Here is a 20,672-nt window from a genome sequence, read left to right as displayed (position 1 = left end):
CATGGGCATACGGATTCTGATTAATCTCACGCGTTTCATCGTGACCTACCTGGTCGCGACGATCGTTGTGTTCTTGTTCATGCGGCTTATCCCGGGTGATCCCGCGCAGATTGCGCTCGGCGTCAACGCGACGCCCGAGCTGCTCGCCGAAAAACAAAAAGAGTTCGGCACCGATCAGCCACTGATCGTGCAGTACTTTGACTGGGCGGGCGGCATTCTGCGCGGCGACTTTGGTACTTCTTACCTCACGCAGACGGACATTAGTCCGATGGTGAGCGACCGGCTGCAGGTCAGCCTGATCCTCGTGCTGACGGCGATGGTCGTGGCGCTCGCGGTCGCGATCCCGCTCGGCACCTGGGCCGCGGTGAAGCACCGCAACTTCTCGGGTGTTGCCATCGGGGTTGGATCTCAGATTGGTGTCGCGATCCCGGGTTTCCTGGCTGGCATTTTGCTCGTCATGGTCTTTGCGGTGGGCCTCGGCTGGCTTCCCGCCAACGGCTGGACCCCGCCCTCCGAAGATTTCGGAGACTTCTTACGGAGACTAATCTTGCCCGTGGTCGCCCTCGCTTCCGTGCAGGGGGCGATCCTGACCCGCTACGTTCGCTCGGCTGTGCTCGAAGTGATGAGCGAGGACTACCTGCGCACGGCCCGCGCGAAGGGGCTCAGCAAAACGGGTGCCCTCGTCAAACACGGCCTGCGCAACGCGGCCATTCCGGTCATCACGGTCACGGGTGTACAGATCGCGGCGCTGATCATCGGCGCGGTGGTGATCGAGCGCGTGTTTGTGATTCCCGGGCTCGGATCGATGCTGCTCGACGCGGTCGGCAATCGTGATCTGCTGACCGTGCAGTCGGTTGTGATGGTGTTGGTCGCCATCACGCTGATCTTGAACCTGATTGTCGACGTGCTCTACACGGTTATCGATCCGCGGATGCGAAGGAGCGCCTAACCATGACCACTCAAAACATTCCTTCTCCCCCGGTGCAAGCACCGCGCACGAGCGCGATTCAGGCGCCGGGAGGATCAAGCATCGGTGATGCCGGGGCTGGTCGCCGACGGCTCTCCACGACCCTCATCATCGGGTTGATTCTTGTGGGGCTCGTTGTCGCGGCGGCGATCATCTCCTTCATCTGGACCCCGTATGATCCGGTTCAGGCCGATGCCGCCGCGCGCCTGCAGGGGCCCAGCGCTGCGCACATCATGGGCACCGACAAGTACGGTCGCGACGTGTTCTCAGCGATGCTGTACGGCGCGCGCATCACCCTGTTTGTGGGAGTCATTTCGGTCGGGATCGCGCTGCTCGTTGGTACCCCGCTCGGTATTCTCGCGGGCATTCGCGGTGGCTGGATCGAAGAGGTCGTCATGCGCACCTCAGACATCGCGCTCGCGTTCCCGGCTCTACTGCTCGCCATCATGTTTGCCGCGGTGTTTGGGGCTTCGACGCTCGTCGCCATGATCGCGATCGGTATCTCAACGATTCCCGGTTTCGCGCGAGTGGCCCGATCCGGCACCCTGCAGGTGATGAGCACCGAGTACGTGCTCGCGGCGCGCGCCTCGAGCCAGTCGCGATTCCGCATCGCGCTCAGGCATGTGCTGCCCAACATCATCGGCATTGTTGTGGTGCAGTGCTCGGTGTCGTTCGCGCTGGCGGTGCTGGCCGAGGCCGGCCTGAGCTTCCTCGGACTCGGCACACCGCCTCCGACCCCGTCTTGGGGTCGTATGCTGCAGGAGTCGCAGCAGTTCCTTGGCACCCACCCGCTGCTCGCCATCTGGCCGGGCGTCGCTATTGCGATCGCCGTGATGGGCTTCAACCTGCTCGGTGACGGTCTGCGTGACCGCTTCGATCCAAAACTGAATGGGAGCCGTTCATGACGAGCGAAGCTCAGCCCCTGCCCGGTGCCAGCACACTACTCGCTGTAGACCACCTCAACGTGCGCACGCCGTACCGTACCCTGGTCAGCGACTTCTCGCTGCACATGGCGCACGGCGAGCGCATCGGCCTGATTGGTGAATCGGGATCGGGCAAGTCGATGACCACCACCGCGCTGCTCGGCCTGCTGCCCGCTGGCGTCACCGCCGACGGTTCCGTGCAACTCGACGGCCACAAGGGCAATTTGCTTGAGGCCCCCGAGTCTGAGCTGATGCGGCTGCGCGGCAAAGACGTGGCAATGGTGTTCCAGGAGCCGCTCACCGCGCTCAACCCGCTCATGCGGGCCGGTGCCCAGGTCGCCGAGATCATGCTGCAGCACAAGCTCGCCCCCAACAAGGCCGAGGCGAACAAGCGCGCGGTTGAGATGCTCGACGCCGTCCATCTGCCCGATCCGGCGCAGGCGGCGCGGGCCTACCCGCACCAACTGTCGGGTGGCCAGCGGCAGCGTGTCATGCTCGCGATGGCGCTCGCGAACGATCCGAGCCTGCTGCTGTGTGACGAGCCCACGACGGCACTCGACGTGACCGTGCAGCGCCAGGTGCTCGACCTGATCCTGGAGCTCGTGCGGGAGCGCAACACCGGGCTGCTCTTCATCACGCACGACCTAGCCGTCGTCGCGAACATGTGCACGCGTGTGCTCGTCATGAACCACGGCGTCATTGTCGAGGAGGGCACCACCGAGCAGGTGTTCACTCGCCCCCAGCACGCGTACACGCGGGGCCTGCTCGCGGCCTCCGACCTCGATGCCGTTGACGAGACCGGGCGTCTCTTCACCGTCGCGAGCGCGCAGAACTATGTGCCGCCGGTGTTGGGTGAAGACTCGGCTCACCAGCCAGCACAGGCCAAGATCGCGTCTCCCCCGACCCCAACCTCAGCACCACCGGCAGTACGCGTCACCGATCTCGTGCGAACTTACACTCGCGGCAAAACAAGTCTGTTTAAGCCAGCTCCCCAGGTGAAGGCGCTCCAGGGCATCTCTTTTGAGGTGGCCAAGGGTGGCCGACTCGGGGTGGTTGGTGAGTCGGGATCGGGCAAGTCGACGCTGCTCCGGATCCTCGCGGGCCTCGATCAGCCAACCTCGGGCAGCGCGGTCGTTGCCGGCAACGAGGTCGCCGGTGCGAAGGAACAACAGCTGCGCGAGCTCAGGCAGAACCTGCAGATCGTGTTTCAGGACCCGATGGGATCGCTCGATCCCCGCATGACCGTCGGCCAGATCATCTCCGAGCCGCTGCTCGTGCGTGGTCGCAACGAGACCGCCTCTGAGCGCGCCACCATGGTCGCCGAAATGCTGGAGGCCGTGGGCCTGCCCGCTTCCTCGGCAAGTCGTCACCCGCACCAGTTCTCGGGCGGGCAGCGGCAGCGCATCTCGATCGCGCGGGCGCTCATTTGCCGCCCGCAGATTGTGGTGGCCGACGAGCCCGTGAGCGCGCTCGACGTCTCTGTGCGCGCGCAGGTGCTGAACTTGCTCGCGGATCTGGTCGACGAGTACGGGCTCACCCTCGTGTTTGTCTCGCACGACCTCAACGTGGTGCGGTACCTGTGCGACTCGGTGATTGTGATGCAGTCCGGTGAGATCGTCGAGGCCGGTGACACCGAAACGGTGTACCGTTCACCGCAGCACCCCTACACAAAACGCCTCATTGATTCCTCGCTCACGCTGAGGCAAGAACTCGCGGGAGTTGCATAACATGACCGATTCACCGTCAACTCAGGCATCCGGCCAAACTGCCAGCCAGGCCGCCAGCCAACCTGCCAGCCAGGCCGCCGGCGAACCTGCCAGCCAAGCCGCAGCCCAAGCAGCCAGCCAAACTGCCAGCCTCGCCGACCTCGACGCGGGCACTCTCGCCGCGGGCTACGCAAACGGTTCGCTCACGCCCACGGACGTGCTCGAAGACGTGATCGCTCGGATCGAACTGCGCGATCCCGAGCTAAATGCCATGTACCTGTTCGACGCGGATCAGGTGCGCGCGGACGCCGCGGCCTCAACCGCCCGCTGGGCCGCGGGGAGTCCCCTCAGCACCTACGACGGCGTGCCGGTCACGGTCAAGGAGAACATCGCCAGGGCTGGCCAGCCAAAGCCATCGGGCACGGCGATCCCGAACCCGCCGATTTCGCCCGGCAACGCGCCGACCACCGATCGGCTGCTTGAGGCAGGCGCCGTGATCGTCGGATCCACCACGATGCCCGACTGGGGCATGCTCTCTTCGGGGGTCTCCAGCCTGCACGGGATCACTCGCAATGGGCTCGACCCTGCGCTCACCTCGGGCGGCTCCAGCGCGGGCGCGGGAACCGCGGCGGCTGCCGGTTATGGGCCCCTGCACGTTGGCACCGACATCGGCGGCTCGATCAGGTTGCCCGGCAGCTGGCAGGGCCTCACTGCGCTCAAGCCGAGCGAGGGTCTGATCCCTCTGGATGTGCCATACGACGGTCGCGCCGCCGGCCCGCTCACGCGCACGGCAGCCGACGCCATCCGCCTCATGTCGATCATCGCAAAACCCGACGAACGCGACTACCTCACGCGCCCCTACTGCGAGATGGAGTGGTCGACCGAGCCGCTCGCGCCGAACGGCATGCGGGTCGCACTTCAGCTCGAGGCGGGATCGGGTCTGCCCGTTGAAGCCGAGACGCTCGCGGCCGTGCAGCGGGCTGCCGAGCTGTTTGCCGAGGCCGGAGCGATCGTTGAACCGCTTGAACCGTTTGTTGGTGCTGACGTGCTCGACGGTCTCGTGGACTTCTGGCGCAGCCGGTCATACGCCGACTACGAGGTGCTGAGCGAGGCCGAGCGTGCGTGTGTGCTGCCGTTCATCGCTGAGTGGTGCCTTGCGGGGGCCGATTTCTCGGCGGCGCAGACGATCCGCAACCGCAATCGTATTGACGAGATGGCGCAGCTGACGCGCGCGGCGACCGCGGGCTACGATCTGATCCTCTCGCCGGTCACACCGGTCGCTGCCTTCGCCGCGGAGGATCCGATGCCGATCACCGATCCGCTACAGACAATGGGGCACATCTCGTTCACGGCGCCCTACAACATGTCCGGGCAACCAGCGGTGTCGGTTGGGGCAGGCGTGCAAGCCGACGGTCGCACCATCGGCTTGCAGATCGCGTCGCAGATCGGCACGGACCCGATGCTACTTCGTGTGGCTGCATGGTTCGAATCCGTGCGGGGTTAGGTGGCTCGGGGTCTCAAGAACTGAGGCCTTGAAACTTGAGGTCGAGAACCCTCAGGTCTAGAACCCTCAGATCTGGAACTCTCAGGTCTAGAACCCTCAGATCTGGAACCCTCAGGTTTTCGAAACCTGACTCGGCTACCCGGCCTGTCGGTGTATTTTCTGCCCAGCGGTGTCACCCATTCCACTACCCCACCTGGTTTTTGAGTCAGTTTCCAACCGGGGTGGTGTTTCATCGTGTGGTGGTATCTGCACAGATTGGCAAGATTGTCGGTTGATGTGGCTCCGCCGAGAGCAGCATCAATCGTGTGATCAATGTCGCTTCGGTTCACGGTGACGTTGCAGCCCGGCGCCCTGCAGCGGAGATCTCTCGCAGCGAGGAAGCGCTTTATCGCAGCCGACGGCCGATACGTGTCGACGCTCAACACGTCTCCGGTCATCATGCTCACAATGACGCGTTCCCAAGAAGGCGCTAACCCTGCGACCTTGCGCACGGTCTGCGTGTCTACGGGACCGTACCCAACGAGTTCCGCTGGCACCGGGTTCGTCGCATCTTTCCTGTCGGAAGATCCCTCGGGTGGGAGCTTCCCCTCAGCCGAAAGCCTCTCCTCGGGAACGATCACTTGAACTCGGGCCTGGATAGAGGCAAGTCCCTTTCCTCGAGAAGTTAGCATCTTCGAGGGATCCGAGCCGAGCAGCATCTCAACAAAAGCATCTGTGCGAATCTCATCGAGCGAGCGTTCATCAAGTGTCTGTTCAGCGAGCGTCCGTTCACCGAGCGTCCGTTCGCCCAGCCCCCGCTCATTGCCAACGACACCCGAACCGCTGACGCCAGATGCATCGCACTCCGCGTTTCGGTTCGCGTTTTTCACCGCCCAGGCGATCTGGTCGAGACGATCCATGATGCCCTTGCCATAGATCGCAGGAACCGTCGCAACGATGTCTGTCATGCCGTCAGACTGCTCAACCAGCACCACCCGGCGAGCCTTCACCGCGTCACGGTGCCGTTCATCGAGAGTGCGGGATGCCTGTGCCTCAGCCTGGCCCCTCGCAATCGGGCGGAGCCTGCCAGATGTCTCTTCTTGCGCAACCTCCAAGACTTGCCGCTCATACGCGGCCCGCTTCGCGAGCGTCGCTTCGTCGATTCCCACTCCGATCACCTCGCCGGCGTCACAGATCACATTCGCGTGGGCCTGCGAAATCTTCCCCTTACTGAGGGCAGAATGAACCGCAGGATAACGTTCCACAAGCGTGGTCGCGCGTCCAATCTTGTGGACCATTGCACGATCTGACTCGCGAACCGCAAAACCGATCTCTGCTGCGAGAGAGCGGTGCGCAAATTCACCATGGTCAGGATGCTTCTCGGCCTTCGCAAGCTCTGCAGCTGCGTTGTCACACAGGGTCAAAAGAGCGGCCTCCCTGGCTTGCAGGGCACCCATTTTCGCTCGAATCTCAACCAGCTCAGCAATCGCAGGATCAACGACTGCCGCATATGCGTCAGACGGAGACAGACGGGATCCAACCCCAGAATCGCCCATCGTCCCGGCACTCGAGGTACCGGAAGATGGTGCAGGGCGTGGTTTAAACATGTCTCCATTACACACGGAGCCACCGACATTCACGGCCCACAAACCCAGACCAGCCAAAACTGGTGGATAACTCACCTGAACAGGAGAAAATAGCCACCTGTTAGCGAAGCAGGAAAGGCAAAGCTGAGCAAAGCCAAAACCCCACCCTAAGCCGGCGGCGTAAACCGCCCATCGATCGCGGTCCAGCCACCGTCGACGGTAAGCGTGGTTCCCGTCACAAACGACGACGCATCAGACGCGAGGAACACAACCGCTCCCGCCAACTCATCAGGTCGGGACCACCGCCCCAGCGCACTCTTCGCCGCGTAGGCCCCGTACCACTCCGGGTTCGCCGTGATCTGCGCGGTCAATGGGGTCTCCACGACCCCGGGAGCAACAACGTTCACCCGAACGCCCTGCGGCCCAAACTCGGCGGCCGCGGTCTTTGCCAGCTGGGTCAGTCCGGCCTTGGTCGCCGCGTAGACCCCCTGGCCCGGCTCGACCACCTGGGCACGAATCGAGCTGAACCCAACAATCGAGCCACCACCGTTCGCGGCAAAGCTCCGCCCAAAATGGCGAATCAGCTGGAACGAGGCGCGCAGATTTAGATTGACCACACGGTCAAACTCATCCAGCGAGTACTCGTCCATGCGCTTGCGCACGTTTGTTGCCGCCGTGAACACCATGGCCGCGGCATCCGCGAACCGCACCGCGGCAGCCTCCACGGCAGCGTCGTCCAAGACGTCGAGCTGAAATGCCTCAGCAACGCCCCCGCGATCCCGAATCAACCCCACAGTCTCCGTCGCGGCATCGAGCATACGATCCGCGACCACCACGTGCGCTCCCTGGGCAGCAAGCGCCTGGGCGGCCTCGCGGCCGATCCCGCTTCCGGCACCGATAATCACAACGGTGCGATCATCGAGGCGAAACAGCTTGGAGTAGTCGGGGGCGACAGAGTGAGACATAGGTTCCTTCGTGGAGTGAGCGGAAAGGTGAAAACTGAGCGGAATTAACTGCGCGCCACGGGCCGGATCATCGCCATTCGAGTAACGGTGAACTCCTCGATGGCGTAGCGCGGACCCTCACGGCCGATCCCCGAATCCTTCACGCCGCCGTACGGCATGATGTCGGATCGGAACCCCGGGATCTCGTTCACAACGACCCCGCCAACGTCGAGGCGCTCAACCGCTGCAAAGGCACTCTCAAGCGAAGACGTGTACACCGCGGCTTGGAGTCCGTAGCGCGAGGCATTCACGAGATTGATGGCCTCGTCAACGGAATCGACCGTGGTCAGACACACGACCGGGCCAAAGATCTCTTCGGCCCACACATCGACATCCGCTGGTACATCACCCAGCACGGTCGGGTGGACCAGGGCGGGGTTCGGCGATCCTGAACCGGCATTTCCACCCGCAGGCTCACCCGCAAGCACCTTCGCACCGGCAGCCACCGCGCGATCGATCATGGCTCGAATGCGCTCGCCCGAAGCCGCATCGATGACGGGCGCAACCCGGGTCGACGCATCGCGAGGATCACCAACAACTATCTCGCCGATGCGCGCAACGAGGCGACTCGTAAACTCCTCGGCGATCTCGCGCTCAAGCACCACACGTTGCACCGAGATGCACGCCTGCCCGTTCGCGTAGAAGCCACCAGCCAGCACGGCGTTCACTGCAGCCTCGATGTCCGCATCCGCCGCAACGATAAAGCCGGTGTTTGATCCGAGCTCAAGCAGCACCTTTCGCGGCGCAGCCTGCTGCGCAATGAGGTGGCCGATCTTCGCGGATCCAGTGAACGAAACGACCTGGGCGCGAGGATCCCGAACGAGCGTCTCCCCAACAATCGGATCACCATTCACCAGCTGCACTGCCGCCTGGGTGACGCCGTGCGCCGCCAGCACCTCGCGCGTGATCGCCACGAGCTCAAGCGTCGCGAGTGGCGTGTTCGGGGCCGGCTTCAGAATGACCGGGCAACCAGCGGCAATCGCCGGTGCAAGTTTGTGGGTTGCGAGAAGCAACGGGTAGTTAAACCCTGCGATTCCGATGACCACTCCCGCAGAGCGACGAGTGTAGTAGCCGATCATGCCCCGTCCGAGCTCCTGCAGATCGAGCGGCACGGTCTCGCCGTGAATGCGCGAGACTTCTTCTGCCGTTGCCTGGAGTGTCACCAGGGTTCGCGCGACCTCTGTGTGGCAGTCCACTCGGGGTTTGCCCGTTTCGAGAATTAGCAGGTCTTCGAGCCGCTCAGCTTCGGCCCGCACACGGTCGTGGACCGCGTTCAGAATCGACTTTCGCTCCGCGGTCGTGAGAGCGGACACCTCCGCGAATGCCTCGGTGGCGGCAGACAGCGCATCGAGAGAGTCAGCGGCCGTTGCGGTCGGGGCCTGCGCGACAACACTGTCGTCAAAGGGAAACAGGATCGCGGTGCTCTCAGACATCGGGCGCCAGTCTGATCCGATCGGCAATGCTCCTGCGGGTGCAAGGCGTGAAGCGGTGTCGTGCATGGCGGCTGTCCTCAATGTTGGGCTCGCGCCGCAGTATTCCGAATCCGTGCCTCGGTGCGACGGGTGATCGGTGCGGATCACTCTCAGCGAGGCCTCTCGATTCGAGTGGCCTTACCATTTAATATAGATCACAACACGCGGTTCAACAAAGCATGATCCACAGTGCGCCGCTCACCCCGCAGGCCCTCCGGAAGGTTCTCCATGACTCACTCGTACTCAGTTGCAGTTCTGCCCGGCGACGGCATCGGACCAGAGGTGGTTGGCAGCGCCCTTGAGGTGCTCGACGCGGCCGAGCAGCGCTTCGGGTTTCGCACCGAGCGCAGCGAGTTCGAGGCGGGAGCACAGCACTACCTGCGCACGGGCGAGCTGTTCGACGAGTTGGCAGAGAAGCTGCGGAGCCAAGACGCGATTCTATTTGGATCGATGGGCGATCCTCACGTCACCCCCGGCATCCTTGAGCGCGGTTTTATTCTCGAAATGCGCCAGCGCTTCGAGCAGGCGGCCAACGTGCGGCCCGTTCGCCTCTACCCGGGGGTTCCCTCCCCCATCACCGGGCTCACCCCCGAGCGGTGCGAACTCGTGATCGTGCGCGAAAACACGGAGGGTGCTTACGTGGGGCGCGGATCCACCGTGCACGCTGGCACCCCAAACGCGGTAGCGATGCAGGAGTCGCTCAATACCCGCGCGGGCATCGAACGCGTCGTCGATTTTTCGTTCCGTCTCGCACTGGGACGTCGTCGTAAGCTCACGCTCTGCCACAAGACCAACATTCTGGTTGCCGCGGGTCAGCTCTGGCAGGAGGTCGTGAACGATCTCGCGAGGCTCTACCCCGAGGTTGAGGTCGACTACGTGCACGTCGACGCAATGTGTTTCCACCTGCCACTCACACCGGAGCGCTTCGACGTTGTTGTCACAGACAATCTCTTTGGCGACATCATCACAGACCTTGGCGCGGTCATTCAGGGCGGCCTCGGTGTCGCTACGAGCGCCAATCTGAATCTCAGCGGATCAGCCCCCAGCATGTTCGAGGCGATCCACGGCTCTGCCCCCGACATTGCGGGCAAGGGCTGGGCGAACCCGTCGGGCGCGATCCTGTCACTCGCGCTCATGCTCGGGCACCTCGGGGAGGGTGACGCGGCACGAGCGGTCGAGGCCGCCACCGTGCAGGTGCTCGGTGAGTTGCCCGCGTTGGCCGGCGCCGAAATGGGAATGTCCACGAGTGAGGTTGGTGCGAGGATCGCCGAGCTCGTCGCGTCGGGTCAGGCAGACCTCTCGCTCGTGCCCGATTCGTTGCTGGCGACGCTGGCATCGCTTCCGGGGTCGCGGGGTCAGTAGCGGTTCAGGATCGCTCACCCCCGCGATTCAAGCGCCGCGATCCCTCGAGACACCCACCGCAGCAGGCTGCCAGTTGGGCGCGCACGATGGGCCCGACCCGTCGCTGCGCGCTCCAAGTGGTCAAAAATATCTTCAATGACACCACTATGTATCGGAAGCACAAGCGGTCGCCACATGAAGCGCATGATGCCGGAGGTTTCGGCCTCCAGCGTGTGACTCACCGTTACGTGTTCGCCATCACCTTCAATCTCAAAGCGATGCACTCCGTCGAGCCCAATCTTTGGATCGAAGCGAAACTCAATCAGGCTGCCCGGTTCGTACTTGGCCACGCTGTACTTCACCGCACCGTGTCCACCCGACGATCCGACGGCCAGGCCGCGATCCAACACCATGGGCGGCACGAGGTCCGTCACCCAAAAGTCGTCGTTTGCGCTCGCGAGGGTCTCTAACTGTTGCCCAACCGCGGCAGGATCAGCCAGAAACGTTCTTGAGTGAACGTCTAGGACACGGCTCATAACTTCTGCTCCTCAGGTTTGGCAACTCGGTCCCCCAGAACTGCACTGCTCGCCGCGAGCACGGCGTCGACCACCCAGTCCGCAACAGGCTCACCGTCGGCCTGCTGACGGACGGCCGCGTAGGGAAGTTCGATCAGCGCCAAGCGAGTGCGCCCGATCCTCTCAGCACTTAATCCCCCGAACCAATCGGCTGCAAACTCCGTGATCGCGAGTTGAACCGAGTCATTGAGGCCACGGAGTTCTTCACCGAGATCATCCGGCCATGTTGCAAGCAACCGTTCGCGACTGTACTGGAGCAGCAGGCCTGTTCCATCGGGATTGTCTGCCGACCACCGCAAGACGTGCCGTACCGCGTTTACGCGAGCGGCAGCACGGTCAGGATCCTTTAGCGCCTCGAGGTAACCGCGCTGAAAACTCCGCACGGTTCTCACCCAGAGTGTCGCGATGATGAGATCTCGAGAGGCGAAGCGGTGATACACGGACCCTGAGGGCGCCCCCAGCTGCTCCGCGATGGCGACAACAGTGGCGGCAGAGCTGCCACCGCTTGCCAGCAGTGATTGTGCCGCATCTAGTATCTGGTCCGTGGAAAACTTCGGCGATCGACCCATACCTTTATATTAGAGATGCATCTCTAATATACCAAACGACAACATGGGATAATTGCGGCAGGATCCCTCGCGCATACGCAACGGTCACCGTCTTGAGAAGGAGAGCCATCATGACTCGTCACCGCATCTTTGACATGAGCTTTGCAAGCATCTACCCGCTCTACATCACGAAGGTCGAGAGAAAGGGACACACTCAAGAAGAGCTCGATCAGGTTCTTACCTGGCTCACGGGCTACGACTCGGCAGCATTGCAGCAGACCATCACCGAAGAGATCACCCTCGAAGAGTTTTTCGACCGCGCACCCGAGATGAATCCCAACGTCGACCTCATCACCGGGGTGATTTGTGGCATTCGGGTTGAAGAGATCGAGGATCCCCTCATGCAGAAGATCCGCTACATGGACAAGCTCGTTGATGAAGTTGCTCGCGGCAAAAAGATGACGTCGATCCTGCGGAAACCTGTCGCGGCCTAGGTTGCAGCGGCTGCTACTCAATCAGCCGCTTCGCCAGCTACTCCACCAGCTTCCCCACCACCGAGTCATCAGCCGCGGTAGCGGCGAGGTTGCGGAAGGAGTCGGGCGCCTCGGCCACCGGCTCGAACGCCACCCCGCCGCCTGGCGTCCACACCATGTTGCCGCGGAAGCTGTCTTCCTGCTCAGGAAAGTCGGAGCGATTGTGGCAACCACGGGTCTCTCGGCGCGCTAATGCCGATTCGAGGGTCGCACGTGCCGCGAGCATCGATCCGTACAGATCAAAGGCGTGAGCCAAATCATCAAACCCCGCGATGTCTGGGTGGGCCGTGACGCGAGCGACCCGTTCGTCAAGTTCGTCCAGCTTCACAAGACCCGCACGAAGCCCAGCTTCGTCGCGCACTACACCGGCGTGCTCGGTCATCAGGTCGCGCAACGCGCGCTGCAGACGACGAGGACTCTCGGTGCTCTTCGCGGTGGATCGCCCGTCGCCCGAATCCCCTTCACCTCCGAGCAGCCCCTGCATCTCGGCCCGTGCTGCGGCGACTGCGGCAGGATCCCGATGCACAGTTGTCAGGCCGCTGACGTAGTTTGCCGCGTCGGCTCCGGTGATCCGCCCGTATACAAGCAATTCGATGAGCGAGTTTCCGCCGAGGCGGTTGGCGCCGTGTAGCCCACTCGAGGCTTCACCGATCGCGTAGAGCCCCTCGACTCCGGTGCCGTGATCCTCCGGCCGCACCCAGACCCCACCCATCGAGTAGTGCGCGGTCGGTGCGATCTCGATCGGCTGCTCGGTAATGTCGAGCATCTGCAGGTCGATGAGGTTGCGATACACCCGGGGCAGCTTCGAGAGAATCTGTTCGCGCGGCAGGTGCGAAACGTCGAGGTACACACCCCCGTTGGTGGTGCCGCGACCCTCAACTATCTCCGTGTAGCTTGCGAGCGCGACACGATCCCGTGTTGAGAGTTCCATGCGCTCGGGGTCGTAGCGCGTCATGTAGCGCTCCCCGAGGGCATTGCGCAGGATCCCACCCTCACCTCGAGCGGCTTCAGAGACCAGCAGCCCCGCGGCGTCGGCGGGCTCCAGGATGCCCGAGGGGTGAAACTGCACGAGCTCGGCATCGCGGATCTTTGCGCCCGCGAGCGCGGCAAGCCGGAACGAATCTCCCGTATTCTCGTCGCGACGCGACGAGGTGTTGCGCCAGATGCGGGTGTGCCCGCCGGCGGCAAGAATCACGGCATCGGCGTGGATCACGACGGGAGAACCGTCAACGATGTCAAAACCGAACGCTCCAAAGATTCGCCCGTCGCTCTCAAGCAACCGGGTGATGTAGATCGTGTCGACGATCGGCACTTGCAGTTCGGCGGCGCGGCGCATGAGCGTGCGCTGGATCTCAAGGCCCGTGTAGTCCCCCGCGTAGCAGGTGCGCCGGTACTTGTGGGCCCCAAAGAAGCGCTGGCTGATCCGCCCGTCCTCTTCGCGAGCGAAGGGCATCCCCCAACGCTCAAGGTCTTCGATGCCCTGCGCGGCTCCGCGGGCGACGACCTCAACGATTGCAGGATCGGCGAGAAAGTACGACTCGCGCAGCGTGTCTGCCGCGTGCTGCTGCCAGCTGTCTTCGGGGTCCATCGTGCCGAGCGCGGCGTTGATGCCACCCGCTGCGAGGGTTGTGTGGGCGTCGTGGGCGCGGCGCTTACCAACGGCGAGCACCTGCACTCCCCTCTCGGCGAGTTCGATCGATGCACGAAGGCCAGCACCGCCCGTGCCAATGACAAGAACGGAAGTTGCAAGAAGCCGCTCAATGCGGCTGGAGGAAGTTGAAATGCTCATGCGGACCACGTTACGGAGGCGCCGACGATTACTCCAATGAATAGTTTTAATGATTACGATGCACTTATGCTATTAACATGAATCTCGAGCAGTTACGCAGCTTTTCCGAGGTTGCGAGCATCGGCCACTTCACCCGAGCCGCCGAGCAACTACACCTTGCCCAGCCCTCACTCAGCCGGCAGATCGCCACACTTGAGGCCGACCTGGGTGTCGAGTTGTTTCATCGAGCACGCGGAAACATCACCCTCACCAGCGCGGGCGAGCGCCTGCTTCCGCTCGCACGTCGAATACTCGCCGATGCCGACACCGCGCGCGGCGAAATGGCCGAGCTCGCCGGGCTTCGGCGAGGTCGAATTCGACTTGGGGCCACCCCGACACTCTGCACAAGCCTCGTTGCCGACGTTCTGGCCGAGTTTCGGGTCCGCTACCCGGGAATCGACATCGAGATCCTCGAGCGGGGTTCGCGCAGTCTCATCGAGGCACTCATGGAGGGATCACTCGACCTCGCACTCATCGTGACGAGCGTGTCGTCGGGCGCAGCGCGTGCGGTGCTCGAGCGCGAACCAGTCTTGCGCGAGAGCCTCGTTGTTGTTTCTGCTTCCTCCAACCCCGACCCCTTTACCTCAATGGCAGGATCAGCCGCGGAGATCGAAGACCTCACCGAACTACCGCACATCATGTTCCCCAAAAACTACGACCTCCGCGTAGCGGTCGACGCGGCACTGCAGGCGCATGGTGTGCACCCCTTCGTCGCGGTTGAGGGTGCCGAAATGGACGCCGTGCTGAGGTTCGTCGAGCGCGGCATTGGTGTGGCGATTGTGCCCGCGATGGTTGCGGTTGACCGTCCACTGTTGCGCGCAACCCCACTCGCAGATTCGGCGCTGACCCGCACAGTGAGCGTTGCCCGACGCTCAGACATGACCCCAACACCAGCGAGCACGGCTCTGCAAGCTCTAATCCACGAGGTTGCCGATAAACTCACCACACCGGGTGCGGCAACCTCCGAGCTCGTGAGTCGGGTTTAGCTCAGGTGCGGCCCACGAGCCACTTCATCAGCTTCCCACCGCCCTCGTTTCGACGAGATCAGCGAACCGCTTCATCGAGCAGCGCCAACAACTGCTCCCTAGTGACCTGCTGACCTTCAGGCACGGGCTGCCCCGGTTCGCGACTGAGCATGGCCTTCCGATCAGCCGCGTAGGGAAGACAGTAGGCAGGCTGATCCCGCTCGAATCGCCAGCTTTCAGCAAGTCCCCCCGCATCGATTGCGTCATAGCCAAGGTCGTCAAACAGCGAACCCACCAACGCTTTAGCTGCGGCGTCATCACTTGCGATCGGAAGAGCCGATCGTCCGGGAGACCGGGAGGGCCGCCCAAGTATTGCCAGGTGCGCGTGAACGATACTGTTGAATCCCTTCACGACGCGCGCACCCCGAAAATGCCCCGCCACGATCTGAGAGGTGGTGGCATGTTTTGTGTCCAGTTCTGGCACCTGCCCATCCCGTTGTGGGTAGTAATTGACGGTATCAATGACCACCTTGCCGTCGAGCAAATCCGAAGGCAGAGTTCTCACCGCGCTCAAGGGAACCGAGAGAACCACAATGTCCGACGCATCCACGGCATCCTGCATCGTCACGGCCTCGACGTGACCACCGAGTGATCGGACATGTTCTTGCAGAGTATGTGGCCCCCGACTATTAGTCATCAACAAACGATGTCCGGTAGATGCGGCAAGCCTGGCAATGGCGGTGGGGATGTTTCCAGCGCCGATCGTAGAGATTGTTGTCATTCATCAACCATATCAGGTGTTCGATGTTCATCGAACACCTGATATGCCGATAGAATGATTCCATGCAAACGAGAGTCGCACGATGACCAGACCTGTTCCAGCTCCCCCGACAGAGCTAGAGCTCGCCCACGTGCTGCACGCATGTGCGGACCCGGTTCGGCTGACAATCATCGCTCAACTCGCATCCTCCAGCGAACCCATTGCGTGCGGCGCCTTCGACGTCGATGTCTCGAAAAGCACGAGGAGTCACCACTTTCGGGTTCTGCGCGAATCCGGAGTGATTGCCACTCACCGCGCCAGCGGCAACCGAATATTGAACGAGCTTCGAACCGATGAACTACAAAAGGCTTACCCCGGATTGCTCGATGCGATCCTGCAAGGAATTTCAGCACCCGAAATCACTGGCTAAACTGCGGCCCAGAGACGCGCTTCAGCTACGGCTTTCACGAGATTAAATGGTGGATCTGAGGGGATTCGAACCCCTGTGAACCACCCCGACCTTGCGCCGTTTATCGTTGATTTCATGCGGAAAATGCGTCATCTCACACAATTTCGCGCTAAGTCGATGTTGGCACGCCAACACCAGTCGTGGCAAGGAACACCGCCTGGGAGGTTGGCGTGAGTGTTGGCACGCCAACAGCCCGCGTAACACTAATGCGATTATTTAGCTGGCTAAATATGTGATTAGTGGGCTAAAATCAGTGGCGAGGAGGAGTTACTTTGACCACTGAAGCACCTGTAGGTACGGCCAAGATGGCAGAAATTCTTGGCGTCTCAGCCCCCACGCTGCGAGCACTGGCAAATAGCGGCGCCATCCCCTCACTTGACCTTGGCGCGAAACCCGGTTCCAAGTTTGGCTTCGTACCTTCTGAGGTCATCGAAGCACGCCGTCGAGCAGTGAAGCTCGAGAAGCGAACGGGCCAAAGTCAGCGTTCTCGAAACGCACGCCGAAAGGTCTTGTAGTGGGACTTCCGGCCCTAGGGGTCAACGCTTGGCAGGAAGACGTCGAGAACGTTGCTGCGCAGTTCCGCAAGGCGGTCATCTCAATCTTCGACTCGACCCAAGAGGATGCGAGCGGAAACCCGACTGCGATTATCTCTCGTCGCCCTGCACGAGTACAGCAGGTTCGAAATCCCTCAATCTCGCACGACTCAGGGCAGCAACTCGTGAAGCGGCCTTTTCAGTTCGAAATTGAGCTGCGCCCGACCGATCCCATCATACGAAAAGACATGCTAATCAGGGTCCACTTTGCCGATCGAGACCCCAATCTATGTCACTACGGCTTCACTGTCACCGACTCCGTAAACTCAAGCGAGGCGGCCCTTCGGACAATCAACACCCTCACGGAGCTGGCGGTTCTCCCGGTGATGCCCTAATGGGTATCAGGTGGATCAAGGGTAACCCCGAAAAACTCACCGAGAACCTTTCTGCATTCGGAAGCAGCTTGCATGAGGAAGCAATCGAGGCCCTTTCGCTTGTCGGAAGACAGGCGGTCATTGATATTCGCGAGGCAGTAAGCAACGCAACAACCCCTACCGGAGAAGCGAGGGCCAGGCGCGGTGGTCAGGCCGGTCGACGAGAAACTGACGCAATGTACCTCGCAATTCGACAAAACCTGGAGGCCGCGGGCAAAGAGCGGGCACAACTCTCATTCGGCTGGCTTGAGGATACGCCACAGACGACTCTTGCCCGCGTCAACTACCAGGAAGGCGGCAACAGTCGAATTGTGCCAATGCAAGCAATCCAAACGCCCCACCTGATTGCTGTCACAGAACTCAAACACAAATTAGCCCAGTTAGGATTCAAGGTCTCATGAGCCTCGATATGAGCAACGCTCGCGCCGCAATCAAGTCTCGCGTCCTCGGCCTAAGCAGCGTATCTGACGTATTCACTACAGAGGTCAAGAAAGGCTTCACGCCGCGATCCGATGCTTATGGGCGAATGGAGCCCTATGCGGTTTTGCACTTTGGGCGCCCTGTTCCTGGCTACGGGCGAACGATCGGCGACGGCGAACAGGACTATCCCCACCTTTGGCCCGTGAGCATTTTTCTCTACTGCTCAGACGGCGACTCGGCCGAGAACCTTGCAGACGAGCTAGATGCCTCCTTCCTTGACTGGTCTCCTGACGGCGACAACTCGACCGGCTTTCGTGGAGGCGCGAGCTTCTCATATGCCCTCCAGTCGACAGACAACATGCCGAGCCGAGTTGAGCTTCAGCGATATTTCACCGCAACCATCAACCTAAGCCATTCCTGAGCACTGGCTATGTATATGCTGTAAACTGTCGACATGCCTGAGTTTAGGAAATACCGGCACCGCGAGACGGGCCTAGTCAGCGAAATGCACCCCACCACCGCTCGCGGCATGGGCGATCTGGTGGCAGAGGTTCGTGAGACCGCAAAGCCCCGTGTCTCCATAAAGGACCTCCAGGCCAAGGGCGCCGCCAGCAAGTCCGAATCAAAATCGAAGGAGAGCAAGGATGTCTGATCGCGTCCTACGCGGAAATGAGACCGTTCTTCTCATCCCCGCTTACGTTGACCCACTTGGTAACGCCCAGGCGATCCATTCAAATGGACTTACGCCCCTCACGAGTGACGGGCTCACAACCACAGCGTTGAACCACTGGATTCCAGTAACGAGTTCCGGGCATCCCAACGCAAGCGGTGGCGGAAACGTCTCCTGCGCAGTGAAGGATGACATGACCCTGGGTCTCACTGATTCTGAGGCTGACACTGACCGTGTGATTTGCGATGTGGGCCAAGTTGAGGAACTCACTACTAAGCAGTTTGAGGCCGCAATGACTGGCTTTCGCGACAAGGACCTCACCGCCAACGGTGCATACAATCTCTTCAATAAGCTGACATTCGCACCTGACGTACCGTACATCATTGCCCACCGGATCGGCGTAAAGCAGACCGAGTTGGCGGTAGTTGGTGAGCGCTGGGATTACTACCTTGTTGGCACTGACGTTCAGATCCCGGCATATGCGAACGGTGCCAACATCACGGTCGGACAGACCTTCATCCCCAAGAACATCGTCCAGTTCGCCGCAGAGCTTACAGCGTAAGGAACTCCAATGACTGATACTCGAGTTACCAGTAACAAGAACGTCGAGGTACGCCTTGGCGTAGAGACGGCCATTGCCAATATCGACGCCGCCACCGAAGCGGAGATTAATGCTCTCGTCCCTGCGCGCGCAGCTATGCGGTGGGATCAGTTTGATCTCAACGTGCAGGCTTCCAGCATGGATGAGGACCCAACTCTTGAGGATGAGGCTGGCGCGCAGATGCGAGCCCTCCTTCAGTTCGGCGGAACCGCATCTTTCTTGACTCCGAAGCCTGGCGATACAGGCATCATTAAGCAGATTCACGATCTCGTCATCGTGCCCCACTCCAAGCTCGTCGTAGCGATTCGTGGAGTGCTGCCAATCTCTACGCCAGCAGAAGCGGGCCAAGTCTGGAACTTATACCGGGTTATTACCGACGCGGAGACGCACGAGCGAGCTGATACCGGATATAGCTTCAAGGTCAATTTCCGCCCCCTCGGCCAGGCTGGAATTAACGCGATCGTGCCCTCATCACCAGCAACGAGCGTCACCCTGACGCCGGTCGGTGGCTCCACGGCAACGATCGGCAAGCCGCTCTGCCTGAACGCTCTCTACGAGGGCAATGACATCACGGTAGGCGCCCAGTACACCTCAAGCGATGACGCAGTTCTTGAACCGCTACCGCACGGCTGGGCTATCCCCAAGACCGCTGGCACAGCAAGCATCACTGCCACTTACCCAGGCTCAGCACCCGGCACGCCGCTGAGCATCACCGTTTCCTAGCACTACCAACCTGGAGGATCACATGACCGAATCAATCGACGCCAGCACCAACGAGCTTGTGGAAGAAGTACAGCAGGAGCGCAAAGACTTCGATCTCCTCGACCGACTCGTCAACCGCCCAAAGCGAGACCCACAAATCGTCACCCTCTACATGAACGAGGAGCTGGGCACGAAGCTTGGCTACGTTCGAGAAGAAAAGAACGCACTAGGCGTGCCTATGGGCTACTCGAAGTCTGGCCTCGTCGGAGAGCTGCACGACGAAGAATCGAAAGACGAAGAGAGCCGCGACGGGGAGCGGATCAAGGCTCTTCAGGAGAAGATTCGTGAAACGGCCGCCGAGATCAAGCGAGACTCCCTCACGGTCACCCTTCAGTGGATTCCCCCGATTGCCGAAGAATTGCTCCAGAAGGAAAGTCTGGAGGCAGTCGGGCTCAAGTCATTGCCGGTGCCCGATAACAAGCTCGAGGAGTATCAGAAGGAGTGGTTTGCTCGCGCCCTCGTCTCGACGCTGGTGAGCATCATGGACAATTCGACAGGCGCTCGCAAGGACAAGCTGCGACTCGAGGAGGCCGCAAGCCTGCGCAACTACGCACCCAAGGAGCAGCAGCGACAGCTGGATCGGGCCCTCAACGCGCTACTCAATCGAGCCGCCATCTCCGAGGAGGCGCTCGATAGCGCGGATTTTTAGCGGGCTATCTCGCCAGCTCGGCCGGAGCGAGATATGTCACCCTGATCCGCGCGGCGATCGCGGCAGGAATACGGCCTACGGCCATGCTATTCCGGGAGGACCCAACGCTCCCTTGGCGCCACCACGACTTCCTTCTCATCGAAGCTCTGCAAATCATGGAGCAGGAGCGCTGCGGCCAATGCGGAATGCCCGTCTGGATGTGCCACGACGAAACGGGCGGCGTGCAGTTCTCCATCCAGGAAGATGAGTGCGTTGCAAAGAGGGAAATTGATCGACGCAACGACGCTGATAGCAAGAAGGGCAAGTCGGCGCATGGCATTTCCCTGAGGCCGGAGCCATACTATGTCGACGGGGCAACCTGGCTGGAGACGCGCGACACCTACTACAAGACCCTTGTCGAAAGGGCGTCCGAGGCGCAGGAAGGAATCGCAGCTTAGTTTTAG

General features: G+C 61.5%; 23 protein-coding genes. 16 read left to right on the top strand and 7 right to left on the bottom strand.

All coding sequences use genetic code 11. The annotated features are described in order from the left end of the window. Position 1: 1 nt before the first annotated feature. From G7068_RS00265 to G7068_RS00250, 4 genes are read left to right on the top strand one after another with little or no spacing between them, the layout of a single operon-like run. A complete protein-coding gene (locus G7068_RS00265; RefSeq protein ID WP_166287273.1) occupies positions 2–949 on the top strand; it encodes an ABC transporter permease in 948 nt (315 codons plus the stop codon). A 2-nt stretch (positions 950–951) separates the two neighbouring features. Further along, on the top strand, positions 952–1,872 hold the full coding sequence (locus G7068_RS00260; RefSeq protein ID WP_166287271.1) for an ABC transporter permease: 921 nt from the start codon (positions 952–954) through the stop codon (positions 1,870–1,872). Beyond that, entirely contained in the window at positions 1,869–3,617 is a 1,749-nt protein-coding gene (locus G7068_RS00255; RefSeq protein ID WP_166287269.1) for a dipeptide ABC transporter ATP-binding protein, read from the top strand. Before G7068_RS00260 ends, G7068_RS00255 begins: the two co-directional genes overlap by 4 nt. 1 nt (position 3,618) lies before the next feature. Next, on the top strand, positions 3,619–5,100 hold the full coding sequence (locus tag G7068_RS00250; protein ID WP_166287267.1) for an amidase: 1,482 nt from the start codon (positions 3,619–3,621) through the stop codon (positions 5,098–5,100). On the opposite strand, the gene G7068_RS00245 is transcribed toward G7068_RS00250, so the two are convergent. The 3 genes from G7068_RS00245 to G7068_RS00235 all read right to left on the bottom strand — a co-directional run bounded on the left by G7068_RS00245 (position 5,097) and on the right by G7068_RS00235 (position 9,102). Then, the gene (locus tag G7068_RS00245; protein ID WP_166287265.1) at positions 5,097–6,686 is read right to left on the bottom strand and encodes an HNH endonuclease signature motif containing protein; all 1,590 of its coding nucleotides are present in this window, start codon (positions 6,684–6,686) and stop codon (positions 5,097–5,099) included. The genes G7068_RS00250 and G7068_RS00245 overlap by 4 nt on opposite strands. Positions 6,687–6,832: 146 nt before the next feature. Next, on the bottom strand, positions 6,833–7,630 hold the full coding sequence (locus tag G7068_RS00240; RefSeq protein ID WP_166287263.1) for an SDR family NAD(P)-dependent oxidoreductase: 798 nt from the start codon (positions 7,628–7,630) through the stop codon (positions 6,833–6,835). Positions 7,631–7,674: 44 nt separating this feature from the next. Beyond that, positions 7,675–9,102 (bottom strand): aldehyde dehydrogenase family protein, encoded by a 1,428-nt coding sequence (locus G7068_RS00235; RefSeq protein ID WP_244304560.1) that lies wholly within the window; start codon positions 9,100–9,102, stop codon positions 7,675–7,677. Positions 9,103–9,369: 267 nt separating this feature from the next. Between G7068_RS00235 and G7068_RS00230 the strand changes: the two genes are divergently transcribed. Next, a complete protein-coding gene (locus tag G7068_RS00230; protein ID WP_166287259.1) occupies positions 9,370–10,503 on the top strand; it encodes a 3-isopropylmalate dehydrogenase in 1,134 nt (377 codons plus the stop codon). Between the two features lie 14 nt (positions 10,504–10,517). Here G7068_RS00230 and G7068_RS00225 read toward each other — a convergent pair whose 3' ends face one another. Continuing rightward, on the bottom strand, positions 10,518–11,018 hold the full coding sequence (locus G7068_RS00225; RefSeq protein ID WP_166287257.1) for an SRPBCC family protein: 501 nt from the start codon (positions 11,016–11,018) through the stop codon (positions 10,518–10,520). Continuing rightward, the gene (locus tag G7068_RS00220) at positions 11,015–11,626 is read right to left on the bottom strand and encodes a TetR/AcrR family transcriptional regulator (RefSeq protein ID WP_166287254.1); all 612 of its coding nucleotides are present in this window, start codon (positions 11,624–11,626) and stop codon (positions 11,015–11,017) included. The genes G7068_RS00225 and G7068_RS00220 overlap by 4 nt, the downstream gene beginning before the upstream one ends. A gap of 110 nt (positions 11,627–11,736) precedes the next feature. Between G7068_RS00220 and G7068_RS00215 the strand changes: the two genes are divergently transcribed. After that, positions 11,737–12,099, top strand: a complete 363-nt coding sequence (locus G7068_RS00215) for a DUF2200 domain-containing protein (protein ID WP_166287251.1) — start codon at positions 11,737–11,739, stop codon at positions 12,097–12,099. A gap of 37 nt (positions 12,100–12,136) precedes the next feature. On the opposite strand, the gene G7068_RS00210 is transcribed toward G7068_RS00215, so the two are convergent. Then, positions 12,137–13,927, bottom strand: coding sequence for an FAD-dependent oxidoreductase (locus G7068_RS00210; protein WP_166287248.1), 1,791 nt, complete (start codon positions 13,925–13,927; stop codon positions 12,137–12,139). Between the two features lie 77 nt (positions 13,928–14,004). Between G7068_RS00210 and G7068_RS00205 the strand changes: the two genes are divergently transcribed. Beyond that, a complete protein-coding gene (locus G7068_RS00205) occupies positions 14,005–14,952 on the top strand; it encodes a LysR family transcriptional regulator (protein ID WP_166287245.1) in 948 nt (315 codons plus the stop codon). A 58-nt stretch (positions 14,953–15,010) separates the two neighbouring features. Here the strand turns inward: G7068_RS00205 and G7068_RS00200 are convergent, their stop codons facing one another. Next, complete coding sequence (locus G7068_RS00200) at positions 15,011–15,712, bottom strand: NADPH-dependent F420 reductase (RefSeq protein WP_166287242.1); 702 nt, start codon at positions 15,710–15,712, stop codon at positions 15,011–15,013. 82 nt (positions 15,713–15,794) lie between these two features. Here G7068_RS00200 and G7068_RS00195 point away from each other — a divergent pair, with 82 nt between their 5' ends. The 9 genes from G7068_RS00195 to G7068_RS00155 all read left to right on the top strand — a co-directional run bounded on the left by G7068_RS00195 (position 15,795) and on the right by G7068_RS00155 (position 20,666). Further along, positions 15,795–16,121 (top strand): ArsR/SmtB family transcription factor, encoded by a 327-nt coding sequence (locus tag G7068_RS00195; protein ID WP_166287239.1) that lies wholly within the window; start codon positions 15,795–15,797, stop codon positions 16,119–16,121. Positions 16,122–16,674: 553 nt separating this feature from the next. Continuing rightward, entirely contained in the window at positions 16,675–17,088 is a 414-nt protein-coding gene (locus tag G7068_RS00190; protein ID WP_166287236.1) for a DUF6093 family protein, read from the top strand. Between the two features lie 215 nt (positions 17,089–17,303). Continuing rightward, positions 17,304–17,528 carry a hypothetical protein gene (locus G7068_RS00185; protein WP_166287233.1) on the top strand — a complete coding sequence of 75 codons (225 nt, stop codon included), beginning with the start codon at positions 17,304–17,306 and terminating at the stop codon, positions 17,526–17,528. Further along, positions 17,525–17,968, top strand: a complete 444-nt coding sequence (locus G7068_RS00180; RefSeq protein WP_166287230.1) for a hypothetical protein — start codon at positions 17,525–17,527, stop codon at positions 17,966–17,968. Before G7068_RS00185 ends, G7068_RS00180 begins: the two co-directional genes overlap by 4 nt. A gap of 33 nt (positions 17,969–18,001) precedes the next feature. Then, positions 18,002–18,199: a hypothetical protein gene (locus tag G7068_RS00175; RefSeq protein WP_166287227.1), complete on the top strand. Its 198-nt coding sequence runs from the start codon at positions 18,002–18,004 to the stop codon at positions 18,197–18,199. Continuing rightward, positions 18,192–18,779, top strand: a complete 588-nt coding sequence (locus tag G7068_RS00170) for a phage tail tube protein (RefSeq protein ID WP_166287224.1) — start codon at positions 18,192–18,194, stop codon at positions 18,777–18,779. Before G7068_RS00175 ends, G7068_RS00170 begins: the two co-directional genes overlap by 8 nt. Positions 18,780–18,788: 9 nt before the next feature. Then, positions 18,789–19,541: a phage tail tube protein gene (locus G7068_RS00165; RefSeq protein WP_166287221.1), complete on the top strand. Its 753-nt coding sequence runs from the start codon at positions 18,789–18,791 to the stop codon at positions 19,539–19,541. A 22-nt stretch (positions 19,542–19,563) separates the two neighbouring features. Next, on the top strand, positions 19,564–20,229 hold the full coding sequence (locus G7068_RS00160) for a hypothetical protein (protein WP_166287218.1): 666 nt from the start codon (positions 19,564–19,566) through the stop codon (positions 20,227–20,229). A 155-nt stretch (positions 20,230–20,384) separates the two neighbouring features. Then, positions 20,385–20,666 carry a hypothetical protein gene (locus G7068_RS00155; protein ID WP_166287215.1) on the top strand — a complete coding sequence of 94 codons (282 nt, stop codon included), beginning with the start codon at positions 20,385–20,387 and terminating at the stop codon, positions 20,664–20,666. Positions 20,667–20,672 lie beyond the last annotated feature (6 nt).

This window comes from Leucobacter viscericola, assembly GCF_011299575.1.
Classification (GTDB): domain Bacteria; phylum Actinomycetota; class Actinomycetes; order Actinomycetales; family Microbacteriaceae; genus Leucobacter; species Leucobacter viscericola.
The sequence above is the reverse complement of the archived record's forward strand: the minus strand, read 5'-3'. Positions and strand labels throughout refer to the sequence as shown.

Coding starts and splice junctions, on each gene's coding strand:
- G7068_RS00265 (WP_166287273.1), top strand. CDS start 2: ATGGGCATACGGATTCTGATTAATCTCACGCGTTTCATCGTGACCTAC.
- G7068_RS00260 (WP_166287271.1), top strand. CDS start 952: ATGACCACTCAAAACATTCCTTCTCCCCCGGTGCAAGCACCGCGCACG.
- G7068_RS00255 (WP_166287269.1), top strand. CDS start 1,869: ATGACGAGCGAAGCTCAGCCCCTGCCCGGTGCCAGCACACTACTCGCT.
- G7068_RS00250 (WP_166287267.1), top strand. CDS start 3,619: ATGACCGATTCACCGTCAACTCAGGCATCCGGCCAAACTGCCAGCCAG.
- G7068_RS00245 (WP_166287265.1), bottom strand. CDS start 6,686: ATGTTTAAACCACGCCCTGCACCATCTTCCGGTACCTCGAGTGCCGGG.
- G7068_RS00240 (WP_166287263.1), bottom strand. CDS start 7,630: ATGTCTCACTCTGTCGCCCCCGACTACTCCAAGCTGTTTCGCCTCGAT.
- G7068_RS00235 (WP_244304560.1), bottom strand. CDS start 9,102: ATGTCTGAGAGCACCGCGATCCTGTTTCCCTTTGACGACAGTGTTGTC.
- G7068_RS00230 (WP_166287259.1), top strand. CDS start 9,370: ATGACTCACTCGTACTCAGTTGCAGTTCTGCCCGGCGACGGCATCGGA.
- G7068_RS00225 (WP_166287257.1), bottom strand. CDS start 11,018: ATGAGCCGTGTCCTAGACGTTCACTCAAGAACGTTTCTGGCTGATCCT.
- G7068_RS00220 (WP_166287254.1), bottom strand. CDS start 11,626: ATGGGTCGATCGCCGAAGTTTTCCACGGACCAGATACTAGATGCGGCA.
- G7068_RS00215 (WP_166287251.1), top strand. CDS start 11,737: ATGACTCGTCACCGCATCTTTGACATGAGCTTTGCAAGCATCTACCCG.
- G7068_RS00210 (WP_166287248.1), bottom strand. CDS start 13,927: ATGAGCATTTCAACTTCCTCCAGCCGCATTGAGCGGCTTCTTGCAACT.
- G7068_RS00205 (WP_166287245.1), top strand. CDS start 14,005: ATGAATCTCGAGCAGTTACGCAGCTTTTCCGAGGTTGCGAGCATCGGC.
- G7068_RS00200 (WP_166287242.1), bottom strand. CDS start 15,712: ATGACAACAATCTCTACGATCGGCGCTGGAAACATCCCCACCGCCATT.
- G7068_RS00195 (WP_166287239.1), top strand. CDS start 15,795: ATGACCAGACCTGTTCCAGCTCCCCCGACAGAGCTAGAGCTCGCCCAC.
- G7068_RS00185 (WP_166287233.1), top strand. CDS start 17,304: ATGTACCTCGCAATTCGACAAAACCTGGAGGCCGCGGGCAAAGAGCGG.
- G7068_RS00180 (WP_166287230.1), top strand. CDS start 17,525: ATGAGCCTCGATATGAGCAACGCTCGCGCCGCAATCAAGTCTCGCGTC.
- G7068_RS00175 (WP_166287227.1), top strand. CDS start 18,002: ATGCCTGAGTTTAGGAAATACCGGCACCGCGAGACGGGCCTAGTCAGC.
- G7068_RS00170 (WP_166287224.1), top strand. CDS start 18,192: ATGTCTGATCGCGTCCTACGCGGAAATGAGACCGTTCTTCTCATCCCC.
- G7068_RS00165 (WP_166287221.1), top strand. CDS start 18,789: ATGACTGATACTCGAGTTACCAGTAACAAGAACGTCGAGGTACGCCTT.
- G7068_RS00160 (WP_166287218.1), top strand. CDS start 19,564: ATGACCGAATCAATCGACGCCAGCACCAACGAGCTTGTGGAAGAAGTA.
- G7068_RS00155 (WP_166287215.1), top strand. CDS start 20,385: ATGGAGCAGGAGCGCTGCGGCCAATGCGGAATGCCCGTCTGGATGTGC.